Here is a 17301-nt window from a genome sequence, read left to right on the forward strand (position 1 = left end):
TCAGCCGGCGTTCGCCAGCAAGGCGTCAAGGCCGGGCACGCGACACATCGGGAACAGCACGTTTTCTTCCTTGAGGTTGTGTTGCTGCAGCAGCACGACCAGCGTGTCGACTTCAGCGGCCAGTGCGTTGGCGTCGCGCAGCTCCAGCCATTCGCGTGCGTTGTCGAGCAAGCCGCGGACTTCGTCGTGTTCGTGCCGCATCATGGCCGTGGGGCCGCAGGCGGAGCCAGCCACCTGCTCGAACGCGGGAAACAGCCGGTCCTCCTCGGCCGAGAAATTGCCCTGCAGCGCGGCGTCGAGGCGCGCGAACGCACCAGCGGCCGCTTCCCAGTCGGTATTACGCAGGCAGGCTTCAAGATCCTCAAGCGCTTGGTCGCAATCGCGGTGCTGGCGCACCAGGGTTTCAATGCCGCTGGACATGGTGGTTCTCCGGGTTCATTCCGGATGGATGCTAGGACCCGTCTCGCGGGCCGGACTTGATCGCGAATAAGTCGGCGCGAGATTCGCGGACAAGACCCGGACACCCGCATGGTCTATGTGGCGCCGGCAGATAAAGCCGTCGTTTTTATATCACGCCGTGATATTTAAAAGCGCAGAACCGCAGACCGAAGCGAGGCCCGGCGTCTGCGCAACAAGCGCAGAACACCGCACAAAACTGTATCACGGAATGACGTTTTCTTGATCTGGCGCATGCTGAGCCAACGCGTCGGCGCGGACAATCGCCCGTAAGGTTGACCGCCCCCAGTCCCCAGACCTTGTTCCCCCATGCCTGATCCTGACACCCAAGCCGTCCCCCGTGCGGACACCGACACTGCGCCGTTCGCGGACGGCAGCCCGCTTCCCGATGCCGCTGGCCTGACGCCGCCCCGTCACCGCCTGTCCACGCGCATCATCCTGCTGTCGCTGGCGTCGCTGCTGGTGGTGCTCACCATGATCGCCGGTACGCTGTGGCTGTCGTGGAAGCTCGAGGGCGCGGGCGCGGCCATCAATGACGCGGGCAGCCTGCGCATGCGCGCCAACCGCGTGGCGATCGAACTGGGGCTCGCCGCCACCGGCCACCCCAGCGCGCGCAATGACCAGATCCAGGCACTGGACGACACGCTGGCCCAGTTGCGCAAGGGCAATCCGGTACGGCCCCTGTTCCTGCCCGACGAACCCGCCATCCATGCACAGCTCGACCGCGTCCTGCATGATTGGCAACAGCGCCTGCGGCCGCTGGCGCAGGCGGGCAACGGTCCCGCCTACGTGCGCGCGCTGCCGGATTTCGTCGCCGAGGCCGACCGGCTGGTCGTATTGATCGAGCACGACAGCGCGCGCAAGACCGACCTGCTGCGGCTGTCGCAAGCCGGGCTGGCAGCCATTGCGTGCGTGGGCACGGTGGCGGTCATCTACCTGCTCTACCTGTGGATCATCCTGCCGGTGCTGCGCCTGCAGGACGGCCTGCGCCGCATGGCCGCGCGCGAATTCACGCTGCGCCTGCCGGTGGAGACGCGCGATGAGTTCGGCACCCTGAACGCGGGCTTCAACCGCATGGCGGACGAGCTGCAGGACCTGTACCAGGACCTGGCTTCACGCGTGGCCAGCAAGACCGCCGAACTGGAGCGCCAGAACCGCGACCTCGAAACGCTCTACGACATGGCGGCCTTCTTCAACCGGGCGCGCGATGCCGAAGCCATGTCGCGCGGCTTCCTGCAGCGCGTGATGCGGCTGTTCGATGCCGATGGCGGCTCCGTGCGCGTCATGGATGCCCAGCACGGCAAACTGCATCTGCTCGCGTCGTCGGGGCTGCCCGCGGCGCTGGCGCAAGCGGACCACTGCATGGCCGTGGACGCCTGCCACTGCGGCGACGCCACGCACGAAGGCGTGGTCGCCATTGCCGACTTGCGCAAGACGGCGCGCCGGCCGCTGCTGGCGCAGCCTTCGCCCTGCACGCGCGAAGGTTTCTCGGCCATGGCGGCCTTCCGCATCGAAAGCCAGCGCGGCGCCATCGGCACGTTCGCGCTGCACTTCCGCGCCCCGCGCGAGCTGCCCGCGTCGGACCGCCAGTTGCTCGAAACGCTGGCGCAGCACCTCGGCATTGCCCTGGAACACCTGCGCCTGTCGGCCAGCGCGCGCCAGCTGGCGGTGGTCGAAGAGCGCAACCTGGTCGCACAGGGCCTGCACGACAGCATTGCGCAGGGCCTGAATTTCCTGAACCTGCAGGTGCAGCTTCTCAGCGACGCGGTGGACCGCGACGACCTGGCGGAAACCCGGGAACTGGTGCCGATGCTGCGCCACGGCGTCGAAGAGAGCTACCAGGACGTGCGCGAACTGCTGAACAACTTCCGCTCGCGCCTGAAGCCCGGCGAGCTGCGGCCCGCCGTCGAGGAGACCGTCGAGCGCTTCCGCCGCCAGTGCCGCACCGAAGCCGAGCTGGTCATCGATGACCGTGGCAACAACCTGCCGTTGCAGCCCGAGCAGCAGCTGCAGGTGCTGTTCATCCTGCAGGAAGCGCTGTCCAACGTGCGCAAGCATGCCATGGCCGCGCACGTCACTGTCTCGCTGAGCCACGGGCACGATTTCCGGCTCGTGGTCGAAGACGATGGCGAGGGCTTTGATCCGGCCGACCTCGGGCATGGCAACGAGGTGCACGTCGGCCTGAACATCATGCGCGAGCGCGCCGCCCGCCTCGGCGCGTTGCTGGCCATCGAGGCCCGCCCGTCGCATGGCACGCGCATCGAGCTGGTGCTGCCGCGCGGGGGCGGGGCCGCGCGCGCCGAATCCCATTCCACCGCGGGGCAAGCGTTGCCGCGCCCAACCCAGGAGTCCCTGTCATGACCATCCGCATCCTGTTGATCGACGACCACACGCTGTTTCGCTCGGGCATCCGTGCACTGCTGCAGCGGCAGTCCGACTTCGAGATCGTCGATGAAGCGCCCGACGGCGTGGAAGGCATCAAGCGCGCCAAGCAGCACCGTCCGGACGTCATCCTGCTGGACCTGAACATGCCAGGCCTGTCGGGGCTCGAAGCGCTGCAGTTGCTGGTCGAGGACCTGCCCGACTCCGCGGTCATCGTGCTCACCGTTTCCGAAGAGGCCGAGGAGCTGGCCACCGCACTGCGCAGTGGAGCGCGCGGCTACCTGCTGAAGAACATCGAGACCGAGGCCCTGACCAGTGCCATTCGCCGTGCCGCCGCCGGCGAGCCGGTGATCTCCGACGCCATGACCGCCAAGCTCGTGCAGCAGTTCCGCGCCCCGGCACCGGCCCCCGCGCGCCTGGACGACACCGCGCGACTGACCGCACGCGAGCGCGAGATCGTGCAGGGGCTGGCGCGTGGCGAAAGCAACAAGGAAATCGCCCGCGACCTGGGCGTCGCCGAAAGCACAGTGAAGATCCACGTGCAGAACATCCTCAAGAAGCTCAACCTCGCCAGCCGCGTGCAGGTTGCGGTCTATGCGGTGGAACATGGCCTGACCGAGGCAGGCTAGGCGCCACCTGCGCGCGGGCGTCGTCCGATTCCTACACCGTTTTCAGTCGCGTTCCGGAAGGACCGGGCTGGCCGCTCGGCTACGCTGAAATTACGTGGCGAAGCCTGTCCACGGACCCGCTGCAGCAATGGGGCCCGGACAGCGACAAGCCCAGATGACAAGCGTGGCCTATCGGCCCAAAACCTGGAGCACGCTATGGGAATCGGCACCATTCTTCTGATCCTCCTCGTCCTGTTGCTGATCGGCGCCTTGCCGGCCTGGCCCTACAGCACCGGATGGGGCTACTGGCCAAGCGGCGGACTGGGACTGATCCTCCTGATCGTCGTGCTGTTGGTGGTTCTGGGCCGCATATAGAGGCGCGGCACCAGGAACGCACTGCCCTGCGGGCACCGTCCGGTGACCGTGGGGCAGCGCTTCAGTTCAAGAAGGAGACAGTCATGCCAGCAAAATCGAAGGCGCAGCAACAGGCCGCAGGTGCGGCGCTCTCCGCCAAGCGCGGCGAGAAGAAAGCCAGTTCGCTCAAGGGCGCGTCCAGGTCGATGGCCAAATCCATGAGCAAGCAGGAACTCAAGGAGATGGCGTCGACCAAGACCAAGGGCAAACCCAAGCACGTATCCGATCGCTGAGCACCAGCGCATCGGGATACCTCGTGGAACGCCCGTCCCGCCATGCGGGACGGGCGTTCCGGCCGTCTGGGGGTCACGGGGACGTGCCGGAACCCTCCAGCGGCTGCCGCTCGCTGTTCGCGGTGGGCGCATTCGCCGCCGCGGGCCGTTGCGCCGCAACCGGTCCGGCGCGCGCGCCGGTGACCATCTCGCGCAGCCAGTTCACCAGCAGGCTGGAATAGGAACGCTGGTGCTCCTCGTCAGTCAGGCCGTGATCGGCGCCCTTGATCACGCGGTAGGTCAGGGAGCTGACATGCGTGCAGGCGTCCACGTAGCTCGTAACCACGGCATGGGGAACGATCTGGTCGTTCTCCGATTCGATGATGAGCACATCGCCCTCGAAGCCGGCGCAGGCACGTAGCGCGCGATTCGAATCGGGCGCCACCACCGAGCGCCGGTAGGTGGCCAGGTCCTGGTCGCGGTGGAGCTGGCGCTTGGGCAGCTCCCAACCTTCGTCCATGTAGAGCGCCGGTGCGCGCAGCGCAATCCAGCGCACCGGACGCAACGTCGTCAGCACCGCCGCCAGGTAGCCGCCATAGCTGCTGCCGACCACGGCAATGGCCTTGCGGTCGACTTCCGGATGCCGCGCGAGCACATCGTAGGCCGCCACCAGGTCGGCCAGGTTGCGCATGCGGCTGACCGTCTCGTACTGCGTGCGCGTGCCGGCGTGGCCGGTCAGGTCGAAAGTCAGGCACACGCAGCCGAGGCCCGCTATCTTGCGCGCGCGGGCAAGGTACTGCTCCTGGCTGCCACCCCAGCCATGCACGAACAGCACGCCGGAAAGCTTGGTGGCCGGTGCGATCAACGTGCCGGCAATGCTGCCGCCTTCGGTCTGGATCGCGATCGTATCTTCATGGGTTGCCATCGTTTTCCCGCTCCAGCCATGCGTACTTGGTCAGCGGGCCGACGTCGCGGTCCTCGCCCTGGAAATACACTTCGGCGCCGGCCGGGACCGGCGCGCCCGCACCGTAGACTTCACGCGTCGCGGCCACCACGCGGTGGCGCTGCGGGTCGGCTTGCAGCGCCTGCAGCGCGGCCAGTTCGGCACCGGTCGCACCGCCGACGCGCCAGGACTGTTCGAGCACGCCGCCCAGCGGCTGGCCGCTGGCGTCGCCCGATGGCGCGCCGAACGCCACGTCGTAGTTGCAGCGCGACAGCACCATCTCCGGATAGCAGTCGAGCGCGGCGTCGTGATAGACCGTTGCCGCCCGCACCGCCGCCAGCTTGCATGGCGCGAGCGGCTGCGCCAGCAGCGCGTCGAAGCCGCCGCGCACGACCGTCAGTGTCGAGCCGCCATAGACCTGTTTCCCGCTGTTGTTTTCGGTGAGATCCTGGGTACCGCAATAGCTGGCCAGCAGGCCATCCAGCAGCACCTGCCCGACGCTGTAGGTGCGCGGCGATGCCAGATCGCGTTCGAGCACGAGACCATTGGCTTCGATATCCGCCGCCGCCATGGCGGCCAGCGCCGCGTCGAGGGCTGCTTCGCTGTCGACGGTCTGCTGGCCGAGTCCGCCGATGCCGCACGGGTCCTTCAGGCGCACGACGCCTGCTGCCAGCAAGCGCGCGCCCGCACTGCGGGCATCTTCCAGCGAAAACGCGGTATAGCCCGGCAGCACCGCCGCACGGGCGCGCCGCACGAAGTCCGGATCCCAGCCTTGCGGGGCCGCCGCATCGGGCGCGACCAGTCCGTGCGTGATCGCCTTGGTGGCAACGAAGGCAAACGGCACCACGCCGCCAAACAGGTCGTCGACCCCATGAACGCCGAGCGCACGCGCGTGCGCGACCCCGACCAGCGTGTCCAGCGGCACCAGGTACAAGGCCTCCGCCGGTGCGCTGCCGCGACGCTCGTAGGCGCCGCGGAAGCCGTAGCCCGCGAGCTGGGCGACCTTCCTGCCGATGCGCTCCAGCGTCATGGCCTGGTGGCTGTCCTGCTGCCCATACTCGGCGCAGCCATACACCATCACCTGCCTTGCCTTGTCGACGTCCGGCGGCATGTCACGCCTCCTGTCGAAGTACGGCGGGTTCCTGCGACCCGGCCGGGCCTGCATCGGCAGCCTTCAGACCCAGGCGCCTGCTGGTGCGGGCCTCGTGCTTGGCGGCCTGGTTCAGGCAGGCCTCATCCAGCGAATGGCTGGCCTTGAGACCGCCCTCCTTGTCGGCCAGCTCCGCGAGATGGCGATAGAACGCAGCAAGCTGGTGCAGTTCTTCTTCGTCGAGGTCTTCGATCGAGACCAGCATATTGCTGGCCTCGCGATGCGAAGCCAGCAATTCGTTGAGCTTGAGGTGTACGGCCACGGCGTCCTTGTTCTGGCTTTGCTGAATCAGGAACACCATGAGAAAGGTCACGATGGTGGTGCCGGTGTTGATCACCAGTTGCCAGGTTTCCGAGTAGTCGAACATGGGACCTGTAATCGCCCATGCGATCACCACGGCTACGGCCAGGACAAACGCCGCCGGCGAGCCCGCGCGGCGCGTGGCCGCCCCGGCGAAGCGGTCGAACCGATGCATCAGCCATGACCGCGGCCGCGCGCCGATGGCCGATGCCGCGCCCCGTGCATCGCTCAAGTCCGGGCCCTTTCTGCTCATCGCTGTTCTCCTGTTCGCGGCGCACAGTCGCCGCCGACACGCTGCTTCCATTGTATGGAGCGCGCCGCCAATGTTCAGCGGGCGCCGTCCTACAACGCGCACGGCACTTTGCGATACAGCCCGCTGTCCGCGGGAACATTTCTTGCGCCGCGGTGGAGTCCCCCACGCACCAGCCGGAGATCTCCATGCCGCAATCCAGCGAACTCGCCGACCAGGTCCGCGCCCGCATTGCCGAGGCGTTCGCAGGCAACCTGCCCGAAGGGCTTGTCATCGAAGTCGAGGACAGCCGCGTCGTGCTGACCGGCTGTGTCGACAGTCCTGCCGTAGCGCAGGAAATCGAAAAGGCCGCGGCCATCAGTCCCGGCGTGCTCGGCGTGCAAAACGCGCTGCGCACGCGGCATGACGATCCGCCGTCCCCGCCCGGCCAGCCGGTTGCGAGCGACATGAACGCCGAGCCAGTGGCCCCGCCTTACGGCCAGATCAACCACAAGGTCTGACGCAACGTGGTCGTGGCGGCACGCAAGAAGCAAGGGCCGGCGCAAACTGCCGCCGGCCCTCGCCCCTCTCTCCCACCCTGAATCCGGTCCCTGCGAAAATCAGCGCCACGGGTCGTAGCGGTCCGACTCCCAGTACGGCGAAATGCCGTAGTACTCGTGAATGCTGGTGGCCCACTGCGAATCCGCCATGCCAGGCCAGTGGTCCTTGTCAAAGCCTGGCGCGGCCTTCAGGCGGTCCTTCTCCACGCCCAGCACGAAGCATTTGCGGCGCGTGTCCAGCGTGAGCGCCGACCACGGCAACGCAAACAACTTTTCGCCGATGCCCAGGAAGCCGCCGACGGCCAGCACGGCGTAGGCGACGCGTCCGCCTGGCACGTCGATCATGATGTGGTCGATGGTGCCGAGATCATCGCCGGCAGGGTCGACCACCTTGTTGCCTTCCAGCGTATCGGCCGCCATCACGAACGGGCCCGGGCCCGGTGAATCGCGATCGATGCTGCCGACGATCGCCGCACCGCGCGGCTGCGATTCCTGTTCACGAGTCGGGGGTTGGTCTGGTCTCATGGACACCTCCTGAATTGATGCAAGCGGATGGACGAGGGAAGTCGCCCGTTATTTCGATGGCCCCTCACGCGCGGCGCGGCTCGCCTTCGCGCCCGGCCGGCACCGGCGGTGCCAGCGGATCGAAATCGGCCCAGCGGCCCTCGCGCCAGCGGCCCTGCGCACGCTCGATGTCGCGGGCGCCGCCCTTGCGCAACAGGTCGCAGACCAGGCCCGCGTTGGCCGGTTCGACATGCGCGGCCAGCAACACCCCGGCATTGCGCACCGGAGCACGGCCCCAGCGGCCTTCGGCGCGCCCTTCACGCGTGAGCGACAGCGCGCCCACCAGCGATCCGACATAGGCGCACAGCCCCGTGGCGAACACCAGGACGAACAGAGAAACCGGCGGCGACAAGCCCATCAAGGTAATGACCGCCGCGCCCAGCGCGGCACCCGCGGTAGCGCCCAACAGTACGCCCGTCATGGCGCCCATGCCTGAGCGCCGCGCGCCCGGATCGGCCGCGGTATCGCCGCCGATGGGGTAGGTGGCGTGCTGGCCTGGCGGGTTCACGTAGAAGACGCTCACGTCGTCCTCCGCGACGCCTTGGGCGCGCAGGCGGCTGGCGGTGGTTTCCGCCTTGGCGAAGCTGTCGAAACGACCGGCGATGATGGCATCAGACATGGTGGCTCTCCTCTGTGTCATGCGCTGGCATCGTGCGCTTGCAATGGGGCGGTCACGGGTCTGGGCAATGGCTGGCCGTGACCGTTACCCGCGGCCCGTGGCGCCTTTGCGATGTCCGGCGGGCTTGGCGCCGGCAGGCTGGTGTTCACTGCCGCGCTTGAGCTTCCAGTCGACATCGTCGCGATGGGTCTGGGTCTTCCTTTCGGCGTGCATCGCCGCGCTCGGCGAAATGGGATCGCTCGCGGGGAACGTCATTTCCAGGGAATCGTCAACCGCACCCTGATAGGTCTTGCGTTTGTCTTCAGTGGCCTTGCGCTTGTCCGCAGCGGACGTCTTGCGCTTGTCGTCCGCTGACGCGGAGGACCTGGCATCGGGCTTGGCGGCCGTGCCCTTTTTGGCAGCAACCTTTCGGGCGCCGGCCGTCTTCTTGGCGGCGGCGGGCTTGCGGGCCGGGCTGGCCTTGGCGGGAGCGTGGGCTTTTTGCATGGCTGGGCCTCCGTAAGGAACATCCCTTCCCATGCAATCGCCGGGCCAGCCACGGTGGGGGCGCATTTGTGCGCATGGCGCCGCAACTGGTTACCCTCTGGCGCCAGCGCACTGACGTGCGACGGCTTGAGACCGGCACTTTGTGCCGATGCGATGTAAAAGCTACAGTCCCGAGGCGCGCTGCGGATGGCGCGGAAACTTCACCGCGATGCAGACCGACACCTTGTCGGGATCGCAGGTCTCGCTCTCGGTACTGAGCATGGCACCGTGCAGTTCGACCATGCGGCGCGTCAGCAGCAAGGCGCTGGACTGCCGGGAGGACTGACCCGCCTGCGGCGGTCGGCGCCCGAAGAAATCGGACAGCACCGACAAGCGCGTGGCGCTGCGCGTCTGGTCCAAAGGCGGGCTTTCCGTGATGCGCAGCTTGACGTGGTCGGGTTCCGCGTACAGGTGGACCGCCACGGAACCGCCCGCCTGGGCGCGCCAGATGCAATGCACCAGCAGATGACGCAACACGGGCCCGAGCCGCACCGGATCCGCGTCGATCATCCACGCCGAGGCGTCGCCGTCGGCCTGCACCGGTTTCAGTTCGACGCCGCGTGCCGTCGCGGCCGGGCGGCGGTCCGTCACGGCCTGCATGGTGGCGGCGAGCACGTCGGTCTGGCGCCATTGCGGCGGGCTTTCGTCGGCAAGCAGCCGCACGGCCTCTTCCATTTCCTCGACCAGCGCGATCTGCTGCTGGATGCCGGCGCGTACGCCGTCGAGCGCGCGCCGGGCGGGCGCCGCGGCCTGGTCGATGGCCCGTTCGAGGACATAGGCCCAGCTCTGGATGGCGTTGAGCGAGGAACGCAGGTCGTGCGCGGTCTGGTCGATCAGGGCCCCCACCTCGGTGACGGTCCGCACGTCCTGTTCCACCTGGGGCGATGGCACGCCTTCACTGTCGCGATGTTCCGGCTCACTGGCCGGCGATTGCTGCGTCATGTTCGTGTTGACCCGGTTTTCCAGGCAGTTGCCATGCAAGAAGCATGCAACCTCAGACTGGGCCAGCCGAACTGCCTTGGCACGCCCGTGAGGATCATCCGGCTGCGGAGACCCCGACCTGACTGCTGCGCGACGCCCGCAGCCATTCCGGCAACTCGCCGCGCGCGGCATAGTCTTCCAGCCGGTTGTACAGCGTCTTCAGGCTGATGCCAAGGATTTCCGCTGCGTGCTTCTTCACGCCCGCGCACTGTTCCAGGGTCGCGAAAATCAGTTGCCGATCGGCGTCGGCCAGCGACATCCCCACCGGCACCGACACCATCGCCGCCGCTGGCGCCTGCGCGGCCGCCACTTGCAGCGGCACCTGCACCTCGGTGATGAGATCGTCGTCGGCCATGATGTAGGCGCGCTGCACGAAATTGCGCAGCTCGCGCACGTTGCCCGGCCAGGCATGCAGGCGCAGGCTGTCGAGCACGCCAGGCGCGAAGCGCCGCGCCGTGCCCTGTTCGGCGTTGAGCTGCTCCAGCATCGTGTTGGCGATCTGGATCACGTCGTCGCCGCGCGCGCGCAGTGGCGGCAGCTCGACCGGAAACACATTGAGCCGGTGGAAGAGGTCCGCGCGCAGCTTGCCTTCCGCCACGGCGTCTTCAGGATTCCGGTTGGTCGCCGCCAGCACGCGCACATCGGCATGCTGCTCGCGGTTGGTACCCACGCGCATGAAGGTGCCGGTTTCGAGCACGCGCAGCAGCTTGACCTGCAGCTCGGCCGGCATCTCGGTGATCTCGTCGAGGAACAGCGTGCCGCCATCGGCACGCTCGAAGTAGCCCTTGTGCTGGCGATCGGCGCCCGTGAAGCTGCCGCGCTCGTGGCCGAACATCTCGGTCTCGATCAGCGTCGGCGAGATCGCGCCGCAGTTGACGGCCAGGAAAGGCTGGCGCCGCCGCGCCGACAGTTCATGGACCGTCTGCATCGCCAGTTCCTTGCCGGTTCCGCTTTCGCCGATCAGCAGGACAGTGGCCTCGGTCGGGGCCACGCGCGCAAGCTGGTCATAGACGGCCTGCATGACATCGGAACTGCCCAGGAGCCGCCCGAAGCGGCCGTAGCGCCGCAGTTCCCCGCGCAGCGAATGGATCTCGGCGCGCAATGCGCCGGTATTGGCGAGCCGCTTCAGCACGGTTTGCAGACGCGCCACGTTGATCGGCTTGACCAGGTAATCGGTCGCGCCCGAGCGCAAGGCTTCCACCGCGCTGTCGACGCTGGCATAGCCCGTGGTGAGGATGACCTCCACCCCGGACGAGCCCACTTCGGCAAACAGTTCCATGCCGCTGCCATCGGGCAGGCGCAGGTCGGTCAGGATCACGTCGGGCATGCGCCAGCCGGTCTGCAGCCTGGCTTCACGCAGCGTGCCCGCGATGGCGGCAGTGAACCCTTCCAGTGCCACGATCTCGGCCAGCGCGGCGCAGGCGTTTTCGTCGTCGTCGACAATCAGGATGTGAGGCATGGATCGCGCGGCCCGAAGGCCGGAAGTTTGCCCGGGATCGGCGGCGGGCGCCGACAGGCAAAAACGGCATTCCCGCCTGCTGCGACGCAACACAACGCATCGTGTCGGAGCGCGGACATGCGGGGACAACGCAAGGTGCGTATCCGAAGTCTACCCATCCCGGCGCCCGAATGTTGCCAGTGTCTCTCTGACACGGCTGTCGGATGTTTCCGCGCGCCGCGCCTGACGTCTGGTAGCGCCCCGCCGCACGGGCTAGCATAGGAACGTCCCGCGCCCCAGAACCAAGCCAACGTGTCGACCACCGCCAGTCCATCCCGACGCGGCGCGCCCCCCCCGCAACCGGAGGGCTTGCGAAGCCGCGCCATTCCGTCGCAGGTCTCCCTGTTATGGGAGAGCACCGCGCCCGCGATGCGCCGCCTGCTGGCGCAGGTCGAGCGCGTCGCGGCCACGGATGTGACCATGCTGGCCGTGGGGGAAAGCGGCACGGGCAAGGAAGTCGTGGCGCGCGCCGTGCATGCGCGCAGCAGCCGGTCCGACGGGCCCTTCGTGGCCGTCAATTGCGGCGCGATCCAGCCCACGCTGATCGAGTCGGAACTGTTCGGCCACGAAAAGGGCGGCTTCACCGGCGCCATCGACCAGAAGGCCGGCTACTTCGAGCAGGCGCAGGGCGGGACCCTGTTCCTGGACGAAGTCACCGAAATGCCGCTGGCCATGCAGGTGAAACTGTTGCGCGTGCTGGAAAGCCGCACCTTCCACCGCGTCGGCGGCGATACGCTGATCGCCAGCGACGTGCGCATCCTCGCCGCCACCAACCGCGATCCGCTCGACGCCGTGCGGGCCGGCCAGTTGCGTGAAGACCTGCTGTACCGGCTGGCCGTGTTCCCATTGCATATTCCGCCGCTGCGCGAGCGCGTGGAGGACATCATCCCGCTGGCCCGCCACTTCCTGGACGAGTACAACGCGATGGAGCGCACCGACAAGATGTTTTCCGCCGGCACGCTGGAGCGGCTGACGCGCTACGACTGGCCCGGCAATGTGCGCGAACTGAAGAACGCGGTCTACCGCGCCTTTATCCTGGCCGATACGGTAGTGGAGATCGGCAACCCGAACCTGGGTACGCAACCGCAGCGCCCGAGCACGGTCGACGGCGTGGTCAGCGTGCGCGTGGGCACCACGCTGGCCGATACCCAGCGCGAGATCATCATGGCCACGCTCGCGCATTACAACGGCGACAAGCGCCTGGCCGCGCGCGCGCTCGGCATCAGCCTCAAGACCCTTTACAACCGCCTGGAAGCGTACCGGGCCGGCTGAGGGCCGGCCCGTTCCACCCGCCGGGCGCCAGCTAGGCATCGCGGCCGCGCCGGGCCCGCATCACGGCGGCAACCGCCGCCGAAGCGCCGACCACCAGCGCCGTGGTCAGCACCGGATGGCGCGCGCTGGTGGTGTAGGGGCACGACTGCAGCGCGGCGCGGTTGCCGGTGCGCTCCTGCAGGCCGTTGCCGCCGCCGTACAGGGTGTTGTCCTCCAGCGGACCGGCCGGGTCGCGGCTCTGCTGCGCACGGCCCATGAAGCGGCGCATGAAGTGGTCGAAGGTGCGCGGCGCATAGTAGGCCGCCGCGGAGAACGCCTTGGCGGCACCGCCGACAAACAGGTCGCGGCGCGGATGCTCGGCGGCAAAGAGAATGGCATCGGCCGCCAGCGACGGGTCATACAGCGGCGGCGGCAACCGCGGCTCCACGCCGAGGAAGTTCTTGGCATGCGTGGCCAGCGGGGTTTCGAGCCCGGCCGGCTTGATCAGCGTGACGCTGATCGGCGCCATCTCCTGCTCCAGTTCCAGCCGCAGCGAATCCGTGAAGCCCTTGATCGCGTGCTGCGATGCCGCATAGGCGCTTTGCAGCGGCAATGGACCGTCCGACGCTTCGCTGCCGATATTGATGATGGTGCCGCCATGCTCGCGCAGGTGCGCGGCCGCCGCGAGCGAGCCATGCACCGTGCCCCAGTAGTTGGTGTCGAACAGGCGCCGCTGGTCTTCCAGCGGCACATCGGCATGGCGGCCAAAGATGGTCACGCCGGCATTGTTGACCCACGTGTCGAACCCGCCGAAGCGTTCGATAGCGGTATGCGCCACGCGCGCCACGTCCTCGTGCCGGCCGACGTCGGCCGTGACGGTGATCGCTTCGGCACCCTTCTCCCGCAGTTCCTCGGCCAGCTTGTGCAGCGACTCTTCGCTGCGGGCCACCAGCACCAGGCGGGCGCCCTTGCCTGCCGCCTTGCGCGCGGTGACCAGGCCGACGCCACTGGTGGCGCCGGTCAGCACGATGACCTGCGATCCGATCGTCTTCTGAGAGAGTTTCATCTGCTTGTTTCCTGATGCCCCGGGCACGAGACGACGATCGCCGGCGTCCGGGACGCACCGCAGGCGACACTTGACCGTATGCAGGGGCAAACTCCGCAAGGAGTGTTCCCGCGCCGCCGTCACCGCGCACCGCTGGCATGCCGGCCGGCAGGCCGCATCGGACCGCGCGGATTTACAACGTCCGGTAAGAAGCACACGCGCGCGACGTTGGCCGACCCGAGTGTAGGACTGCCGCCGATTTCGGTCGCAGTGGACGGTGCCTAAGCTGAAGCCACCGAGGTTTCGCCTCGCCCTTTCCTCGTGATGCCAGTCCACCATGGCCAAGACCACGCGCCAGGCCCCTGGCGATGCGCGTACTGCCGGCAAAGGTCCGGCCGCGCGCAAGCATGTCGAAGACGCTTTGGGCAAGTACCGCCAGATGCGGGACTTTGCCGCTACGCCCGAACCGGGCGGCGTCCGTTCGCGCGCCGATGCATCGAAGCGCAGCACGGCCCGTGCCGCGGCCCGGACCGGTGCGTTGTCCTTCGTGATCCAGAAGCATGCCGCGCGCCGCCTGCACTATGACTTCAGGCTCGAGCTGGACGGCACGCTGAAGAGCTGGGCCGTGCCCAAGGGTCCAAGCCTGGACCCCGCGGACAAGCGCATGGCCGTGCATGTGGAGGACCACCCGCTCGACTACGCAGGCTTCGAAGGGGTGATCCCGCCCGGCCACTACGGCGCGGGCACGGTGATCGTCTGGGATCGCGGGGTGTGGGTGCCCGATGGCGATGCCGATGCCGCGTATCGCGCCGGCAAGCTGAAATTCGAACTGCGCGGCGAGAAGCTGCACGGCCACTGGACCCTGGTACGCATGCATGGCAGCCGCCAGAAGGATCAGGATGCGTGGCTGCTGATCAAGGAGCGCGATGACGCGGCGGTGCCGGCCTCGGAACTCGACGTGACCGAGGCCATGCCGGACAGCGTGCTGGCCGGCACTTCGCCGGCACGCGCGCCGCGCAAAGCCGGCAAGGCCGCGAAGTCAAAAGCGTCTACAAAGGAGAAGGACAAGGACAGCGATACAGCGAAGGCGCCGGCCTTGCCGCGCCGCGCCGTCGCCGCCGCGCTGCCCCTGGCGCTGTCGCCGCAGCTCGCCACGCTGGTCGAGCGCCCGCCGGCCGATGCCGAGGCCTGGCGCTACGAAATCAAGTTCGATGGCTATCGCGTGCTGGCCCGCATCGACGGCGACGACGTGCGCCTGTTCACGCGCCAGGGTCACGACTGGACCTCGCGCCTGAAGACGCTGGCGCGCGAAGTGCGCGCGCTGGGCTTGCCGGACGGCTGGCTCGACGGCGAGATCGTGGTGCTCGGCAAGCACGGGGAAACCGACTTCCAGGCCTTGCAGAACGCGTTCGAGACGGCACACGTCGAGTCGATCGAATACTACGTGTTCGACCTGCCCTTCTATGCCGGCCACGACCTGCGCAAGGTGCCGCTGTCCGAACGGCGGGCGCTGCTGCGGCGTTTGTTCGAAGCCAGCACCGCGACGCGCGTGCGCTTCAGCGAAGACTTCGAAGCCGCCCCGGACGAGATGCTGGATGCGGCCTGCCGCATGAAGCTGGAGGGCGTGATCGGCAAGCGCGTGGACGCGCCCTATGTCAGCACGCGCAGCAATACCTGGATCAAGCTCAAGTGCACGCAGCGGCAGGAGTTCGTGATCGGCGGCTATACCGAACCGAAAGGCAGCCGCGAAGGGCTTGGCGCGCTGATGCTCGGCGTGCACGACAGCGCGGGCCGACTGCGCTATGCCGGCAATGTGGGCACGGGTTTCGACACCCGCACCCTCGCGAAGCTGCGCGAGCAGCTCGATGCGCTGCGTGCGGACGAGACGCCGTTCGATGCGCTGCCCCGATCGGTCAAGGGCTTGTGGGTACGGCCGCGGCTGGTGGCGGAGGTGTCGTTCGGCTCCTGGACGCGCGAAGGGCGCGTGCGGCACGCCGTGTTCCATGGCCTGCGCAGCGACAAGCCGGCCAATGCGGTGTCGGTGGAGCAGCCGGCAGCGCCGGCCAGCGGCAAGCCCGTGACCGGGGCCGCGTCGGGCACGACGGCCGCCGCCGCGCGCAAGGGCAAACCCACCGCGGCGAAGGGCAAGGTGGCCATCAGCCACGCCACGCGCGTCATCGACGCCGCGAGCGGACTGACCAAGTGCGACCTGGTGCGCTACTACGAACGCGTGGCGCCGCTGATGCTGCCGCACCTGCAGGGCCGCCCGATCGCCATGGTGCGCGCGCCCGACGGCGTGGCCGGCCAGCTGTTTTTCCAGCGGCATGGCGACACGCTCAGGGTGGACGGCATCAACGTGCTGGACCCCGATCTCTGGCCTGGCCATCCGGCGCTGCTGGAAATCGTCTCCGCGCATGCGCTGGTGGCGGCGGCCCAGCTCAATGTCGTGGAGTTCCACACCTGGAACGCCAGCAAGCGCAGCCTCGACCGGCCCAACCGCATCATCTTCGACCTGGACCCCGGCGAAGGCGTGCCCTGGCCCCCCATGCGCGAAGCCGCCGCGCTGATGAAGGCATGGCTCGATGAACTGGGGCTCGACAGCTTTGTGAAAACCAGCGGCGGCAAGGGCCTGCACGTGGTGGTGCCGCTGACGCCGCGCGCGGACTGGGACGCGGTCAAGGCGTTCGCCCATGGCGTAGTGCTTCACATGGCCCGCACGCTCCCGGACCGATTCGTCGCGAAGAGCGGCGCACGCAACCGCGTTGGCAAGATTTTCATCGACTACCTGCGCAACGGAGTAGGCGCCACAACGGTGGCGGCATTCTCGGCGCGCGCGCGCAGCGGCCTGGGGGTGTCGATCCCGCTCGCCTGGGACGAGCTTGACAGCGTCACGGGCGCCGACCAGTGGACCGTGGCCAATGTGGCGCCACGACTCGACGAGATCGCGCGCCACGACCCGTGGGCGGCCTATGCGGGCACCCGCCAAACCATTACGCGCGCGGCCGCCCGGCTGGCGCGCGCAGGAAGGAGCTAGCCATGACCCGGTCCTTTATCCACTATATCCGCCACGTTCGCCAGCGCGCGCCGCGTCCTCCGCGGCGCGCGCTGCTCGCGGCGATGCTGATGGCGATGGCCCTGCCGGCGAGCGCGCGCCTGCCGGCCCCCACGCTGGAGCAGCAACAAGCCGCCGACGCGCGCAAGGCCAAGGAAGCCGAAGAGGCCAAGCACCAGGCCGAGCTGCTGGCGCAGGTGCAAGACCGCCTGGCCGCGCAGTTCGGCAGGAAGGGCGCCGCCGGCGCGGCCGCGGCGACCACGGAGCCGGGCAACGTGTCGCAGAAGGCCGCGGAAGCCCCGCAGTCCGCGGGCCCGCACGGCGGCACCTCGCCCAGTGCCGAGGCGCATAGCGGGGAAGCTGAGCGGCGCTAGCACGGAGCGCGCTTCCGGCACGCCTTTTGCGCGTGTTCTCCTGCGGTCCCATTCATAAGGGACCGGCCATCTGCGCAAGACGCAGCCACGCAAGGGGGAACGACGCCGTGAGCATCCATCGCCATGTAATCGCTACAA

Annotated in this window: 18 protein-coding genes; 8 read left to right on the forward strand and 10 right to left on the reverse strand. The window is 68.2% G+C overall.

What is annotated here, in order from left to right; translation table 11 throughout:
• Complete coding sequence (locus tag AC3FKG_RS03650) at positions 1 to 420, reverse strand: hemerythrin domain-containing protein (protein WP_488742449.1); 420 nt, start codon at positions 418 to 420, stop codon at positions 1 to 3.
• Positions 421 to 765: 345 nt separating this feature from the next.
• Here AC3FKG_RS03650 and AC3FKG_RS03655 point away from each other — a divergent pair, with 345 nt between their 5' ends.
• The 4 genes from AC3FKG_RS03655 (at position 766) to AC3FKG_RS03670 (ending at position 4093) form a co-directional block, all read left to right on the forward strand.
• Positions 766 to 2817 carry a type IV pili methyl-accepting chemotaxis transducer N-terminal domain-containing protein gene (locus AC3FKG_RS03655; RefSeq protein WP_488742450.1) on the forward strand — a complete coding sequence of 684 codons (2052 nt, stop codon included), beginning with the start codon at positions 766 to 768 and terminating at the stop codon, positions 2815 to 2817.
• Positions 2814 to 3467 carry a response regulator gene (locus tag AC3FKG_RS03660; protein ID WP_483713175.1) on the forward strand — a complete coding sequence of 218 codons (654 nt, stop codon included), beginning with the start codon at positions 2814 to 2816 and terminating at the stop codon, positions 3465 to 3467. Before AC3FKG_RS03655 ends, AC3FKG_RS03660 begins: the two co-directional genes overlap by 4 nt.
• Before the next feature lie 195 nt (positions 3468 to 3662).
• Positions 3663 to 3821 carry a DUF3309 family protein gene (locus tag AC3FKG_RS03665; RefSeq protein ID WP_483713174.1) on the forward strand — a complete coding sequence of 53 codons (159 nt, stop codon included), beginning with the start codon at positions 3663 to 3665 and terminating at the stop codon, positions 3819 to 3821.
• 83 nt (positions 3822 to 3904) lie between these two features.
• A complete protein-coding gene (locus AC3FKG_RS03670; RefSeq protein ID WP_488742451.1) occupies positions 3905 to 4093 on the forward strand; it encodes a DUF3008 family protein in 189 nt (62 codons plus the stop codon).
• A gap of 73 nt (positions 4094 to 4166) precedes the next feature.
• Here AC3FKG_RS03670 and AC3FKG_RS03675 read toward each other — a convergent pair whose 3' ends face one another.
• From AC3FKG_RS03675 to AC3FKG_RS03685, 3 genes are read right to left on the reverse strand one after another with little or no spacing between them, the layout of a single operon-like run.
• Positions 4167 to 4997, reverse strand: a complete 831-nt coding sequence (locus AC3FKG_RS03675) for an alpha/beta hydrolase family protein (protein ID WP_488742452.1) — start codon at positions 4995 to 4997, stop codon at positions 4167 to 4169.
• Positions 4984 to 6126: a DUF3182 family protein gene (locus tag AC3FKG_RS03680; RefSeq protein ID WP_488742453.1), complete on the reverse strand. Its 1143-nt coding sequence runs from the start codon at positions 6124 to 6126 to the stop codon at positions 4984 to 4986. Before AC3FKG_RS03680 ends, AC3FKG_RS03675 begins: the two co-directional genes overlap by 14 nt.
• A 1-nt stretch (position 6127) precedes the next feature.
• Positions 6128 to 6640 (reverse strand): low affinity iron permease family protein, encoded by a 513-nt coding sequence (locus tag AC3FKG_RS03685; RefSeq protein WP_483714443.1) that lies wholly within the window; start codon positions 6638 to 6640, stop codon positions 6128 to 6130.
• 263 nt (positions 6641 to 6903) lie between these two features.
• Between AC3FKG_RS03685 and AC3FKG_RS03690 the strand changes: the two genes are divergently transcribed.
• Positions 6904 to 7215 carry a BON domain-containing protein gene (locus AC3FKG_RS03690; protein ID WP_488742454.1) on the forward strand — a complete coding sequence of 104 codons (312 nt, stop codon included), beginning with the start codon at positions 6904 to 6906 and terminating at the stop codon, positions 7213 to 7215.
• Positions 7216 to 7314: 99 nt separating this feature from the next.
• On the opposite strand, the gene AC3FKG_RS03695 is transcribed toward AC3FKG_RS03690, so the two are convergent.
• The 5 genes from AC3FKG_RS03695 to AC3FKG_RS03715 all read right to left on the reverse strand — a co-directional run bounded on the left by AC3FKG_RS03695 (position 7315) and on the right by AC3FKG_RS03715 (position 11402).
• Positions 7315 to 7779 (reverse strand): PRC-barrel domain-containing protein, encoded by a 465-nt coding sequence (locus tag AC3FKG_RS03695; protein ID WP_483713167.1) that lies wholly within the window; start codon positions 7777 to 7779, stop codon positions 7315 to 7317.
• A 64-nt stretch (positions 7780 to 7843) separates the two neighbouring features.
• Positions 7844 to 8437, reverse strand: coding sequence for a hypothetical protein (locus tag AC3FKG_RS03700; RefSeq protein ID WP_483713165.1), 594 nt, complete (start codon positions 8435 to 8437; stop codon positions 7844 to 7846).
• Between the two features lie 84 nt (positions 8438 to 8521).
• On the reverse strand, positions 8522 to 8923 hold the full coding sequence (locus tag AC3FKG_RS03705) for a hypothetical protein (RefSeq protein WP_488742455.1): 402 nt from the start codon (positions 8921 to 8923) through the stop codon (positions 8522 to 8524).
• A gap of 162 nt (positions 8924 to 9085) precedes the next feature.
• The gene (locus AC3FKG_RS03710) at positions 9086 to 9904 is read right to left on the reverse strand and encodes a sensor histidine kinase (protein WP_483713162.1); all 819 of its coding nucleotides are present in this window, start codon (positions 9902 to 9904) and stop codon (positions 9086 to 9088) included.
• Positions 9905 to 9998: 94 nt separating this feature from the next.
• On the reverse strand, positions 9999 to 11402 hold the full coding sequence (locus tag AC3FKG_RS03715) for a sigma-54-dependent transcriptional regulator (protein WP_488742456.1): 1404 nt from the start codon (positions 11400 to 11402) through the stop codon (positions 9999 to 10001).
• 291 nt (positions 11403 to 11693) lie between these two features.
• Between AC3FKG_RS03715 and AC3FKG_RS03720 the strand changes: the two genes are divergently transcribed.
• A complete protein-coding gene (locus tag AC3FKG_RS03720; RefSeq protein ID WP_483713160.1) occupies positions 11694 to 12713 on the forward strand; it encodes a sigma-54 interaction domain-containing protein in 1020 nt (339 codons plus the stop codon).
• A gap of 31 nt (positions 12714 to 12744) precedes the next feature.
• On the opposite strand, the gene AC3FKG_RS03725 is transcribed toward AC3FKG_RS03720, so the two are convergent.
• Positions 12745 to 13758 (reverse strand): SDR family oxidoreductase, encoded by a 1014-nt coding sequence (locus AC3FKG_RS03725; protein ID WP_483713158.1) that lies wholly within the window; start codon positions 13756 to 13758, stop codon positions 12745 to 12747.
• 316 nt (positions 13759 to 14074) lie between these two features.
• Here AC3FKG_RS03725 and ligD point away from each other — a divergent pair, with 316 nt between their 5' ends.
• On the forward strand, positions 14075 to 16771 hold the full coding sequence (ligD, locus tag AC3FKG_RS03730; RefSeq protein WP_488742457.1) for a DNA ligase D: 2697 nt from the start codon (positions 14075 to 14077) through the stop codon (positions 16769 to 16771).
• A 2-nt stretch (positions 16772 to 16773) separates the two neighbouring features.
• Positions 16774 to 17163: a hypothetical protein gene (locus tag AC3FKG_RS03735; protein ID WP_483713156.1), complete on the forward strand. Its 390-nt coding sequence runs from the start codon at positions 16774 to 16776 to the stop codon at positions 17161 to 17163.
• Positions 17164 to 17301 lie beyond the last annotated feature (138 nt).

The sequence above is a fragment of the Cupriavidus sp. 22TCCZM04-2 genome (assembly GCF_057798895.1).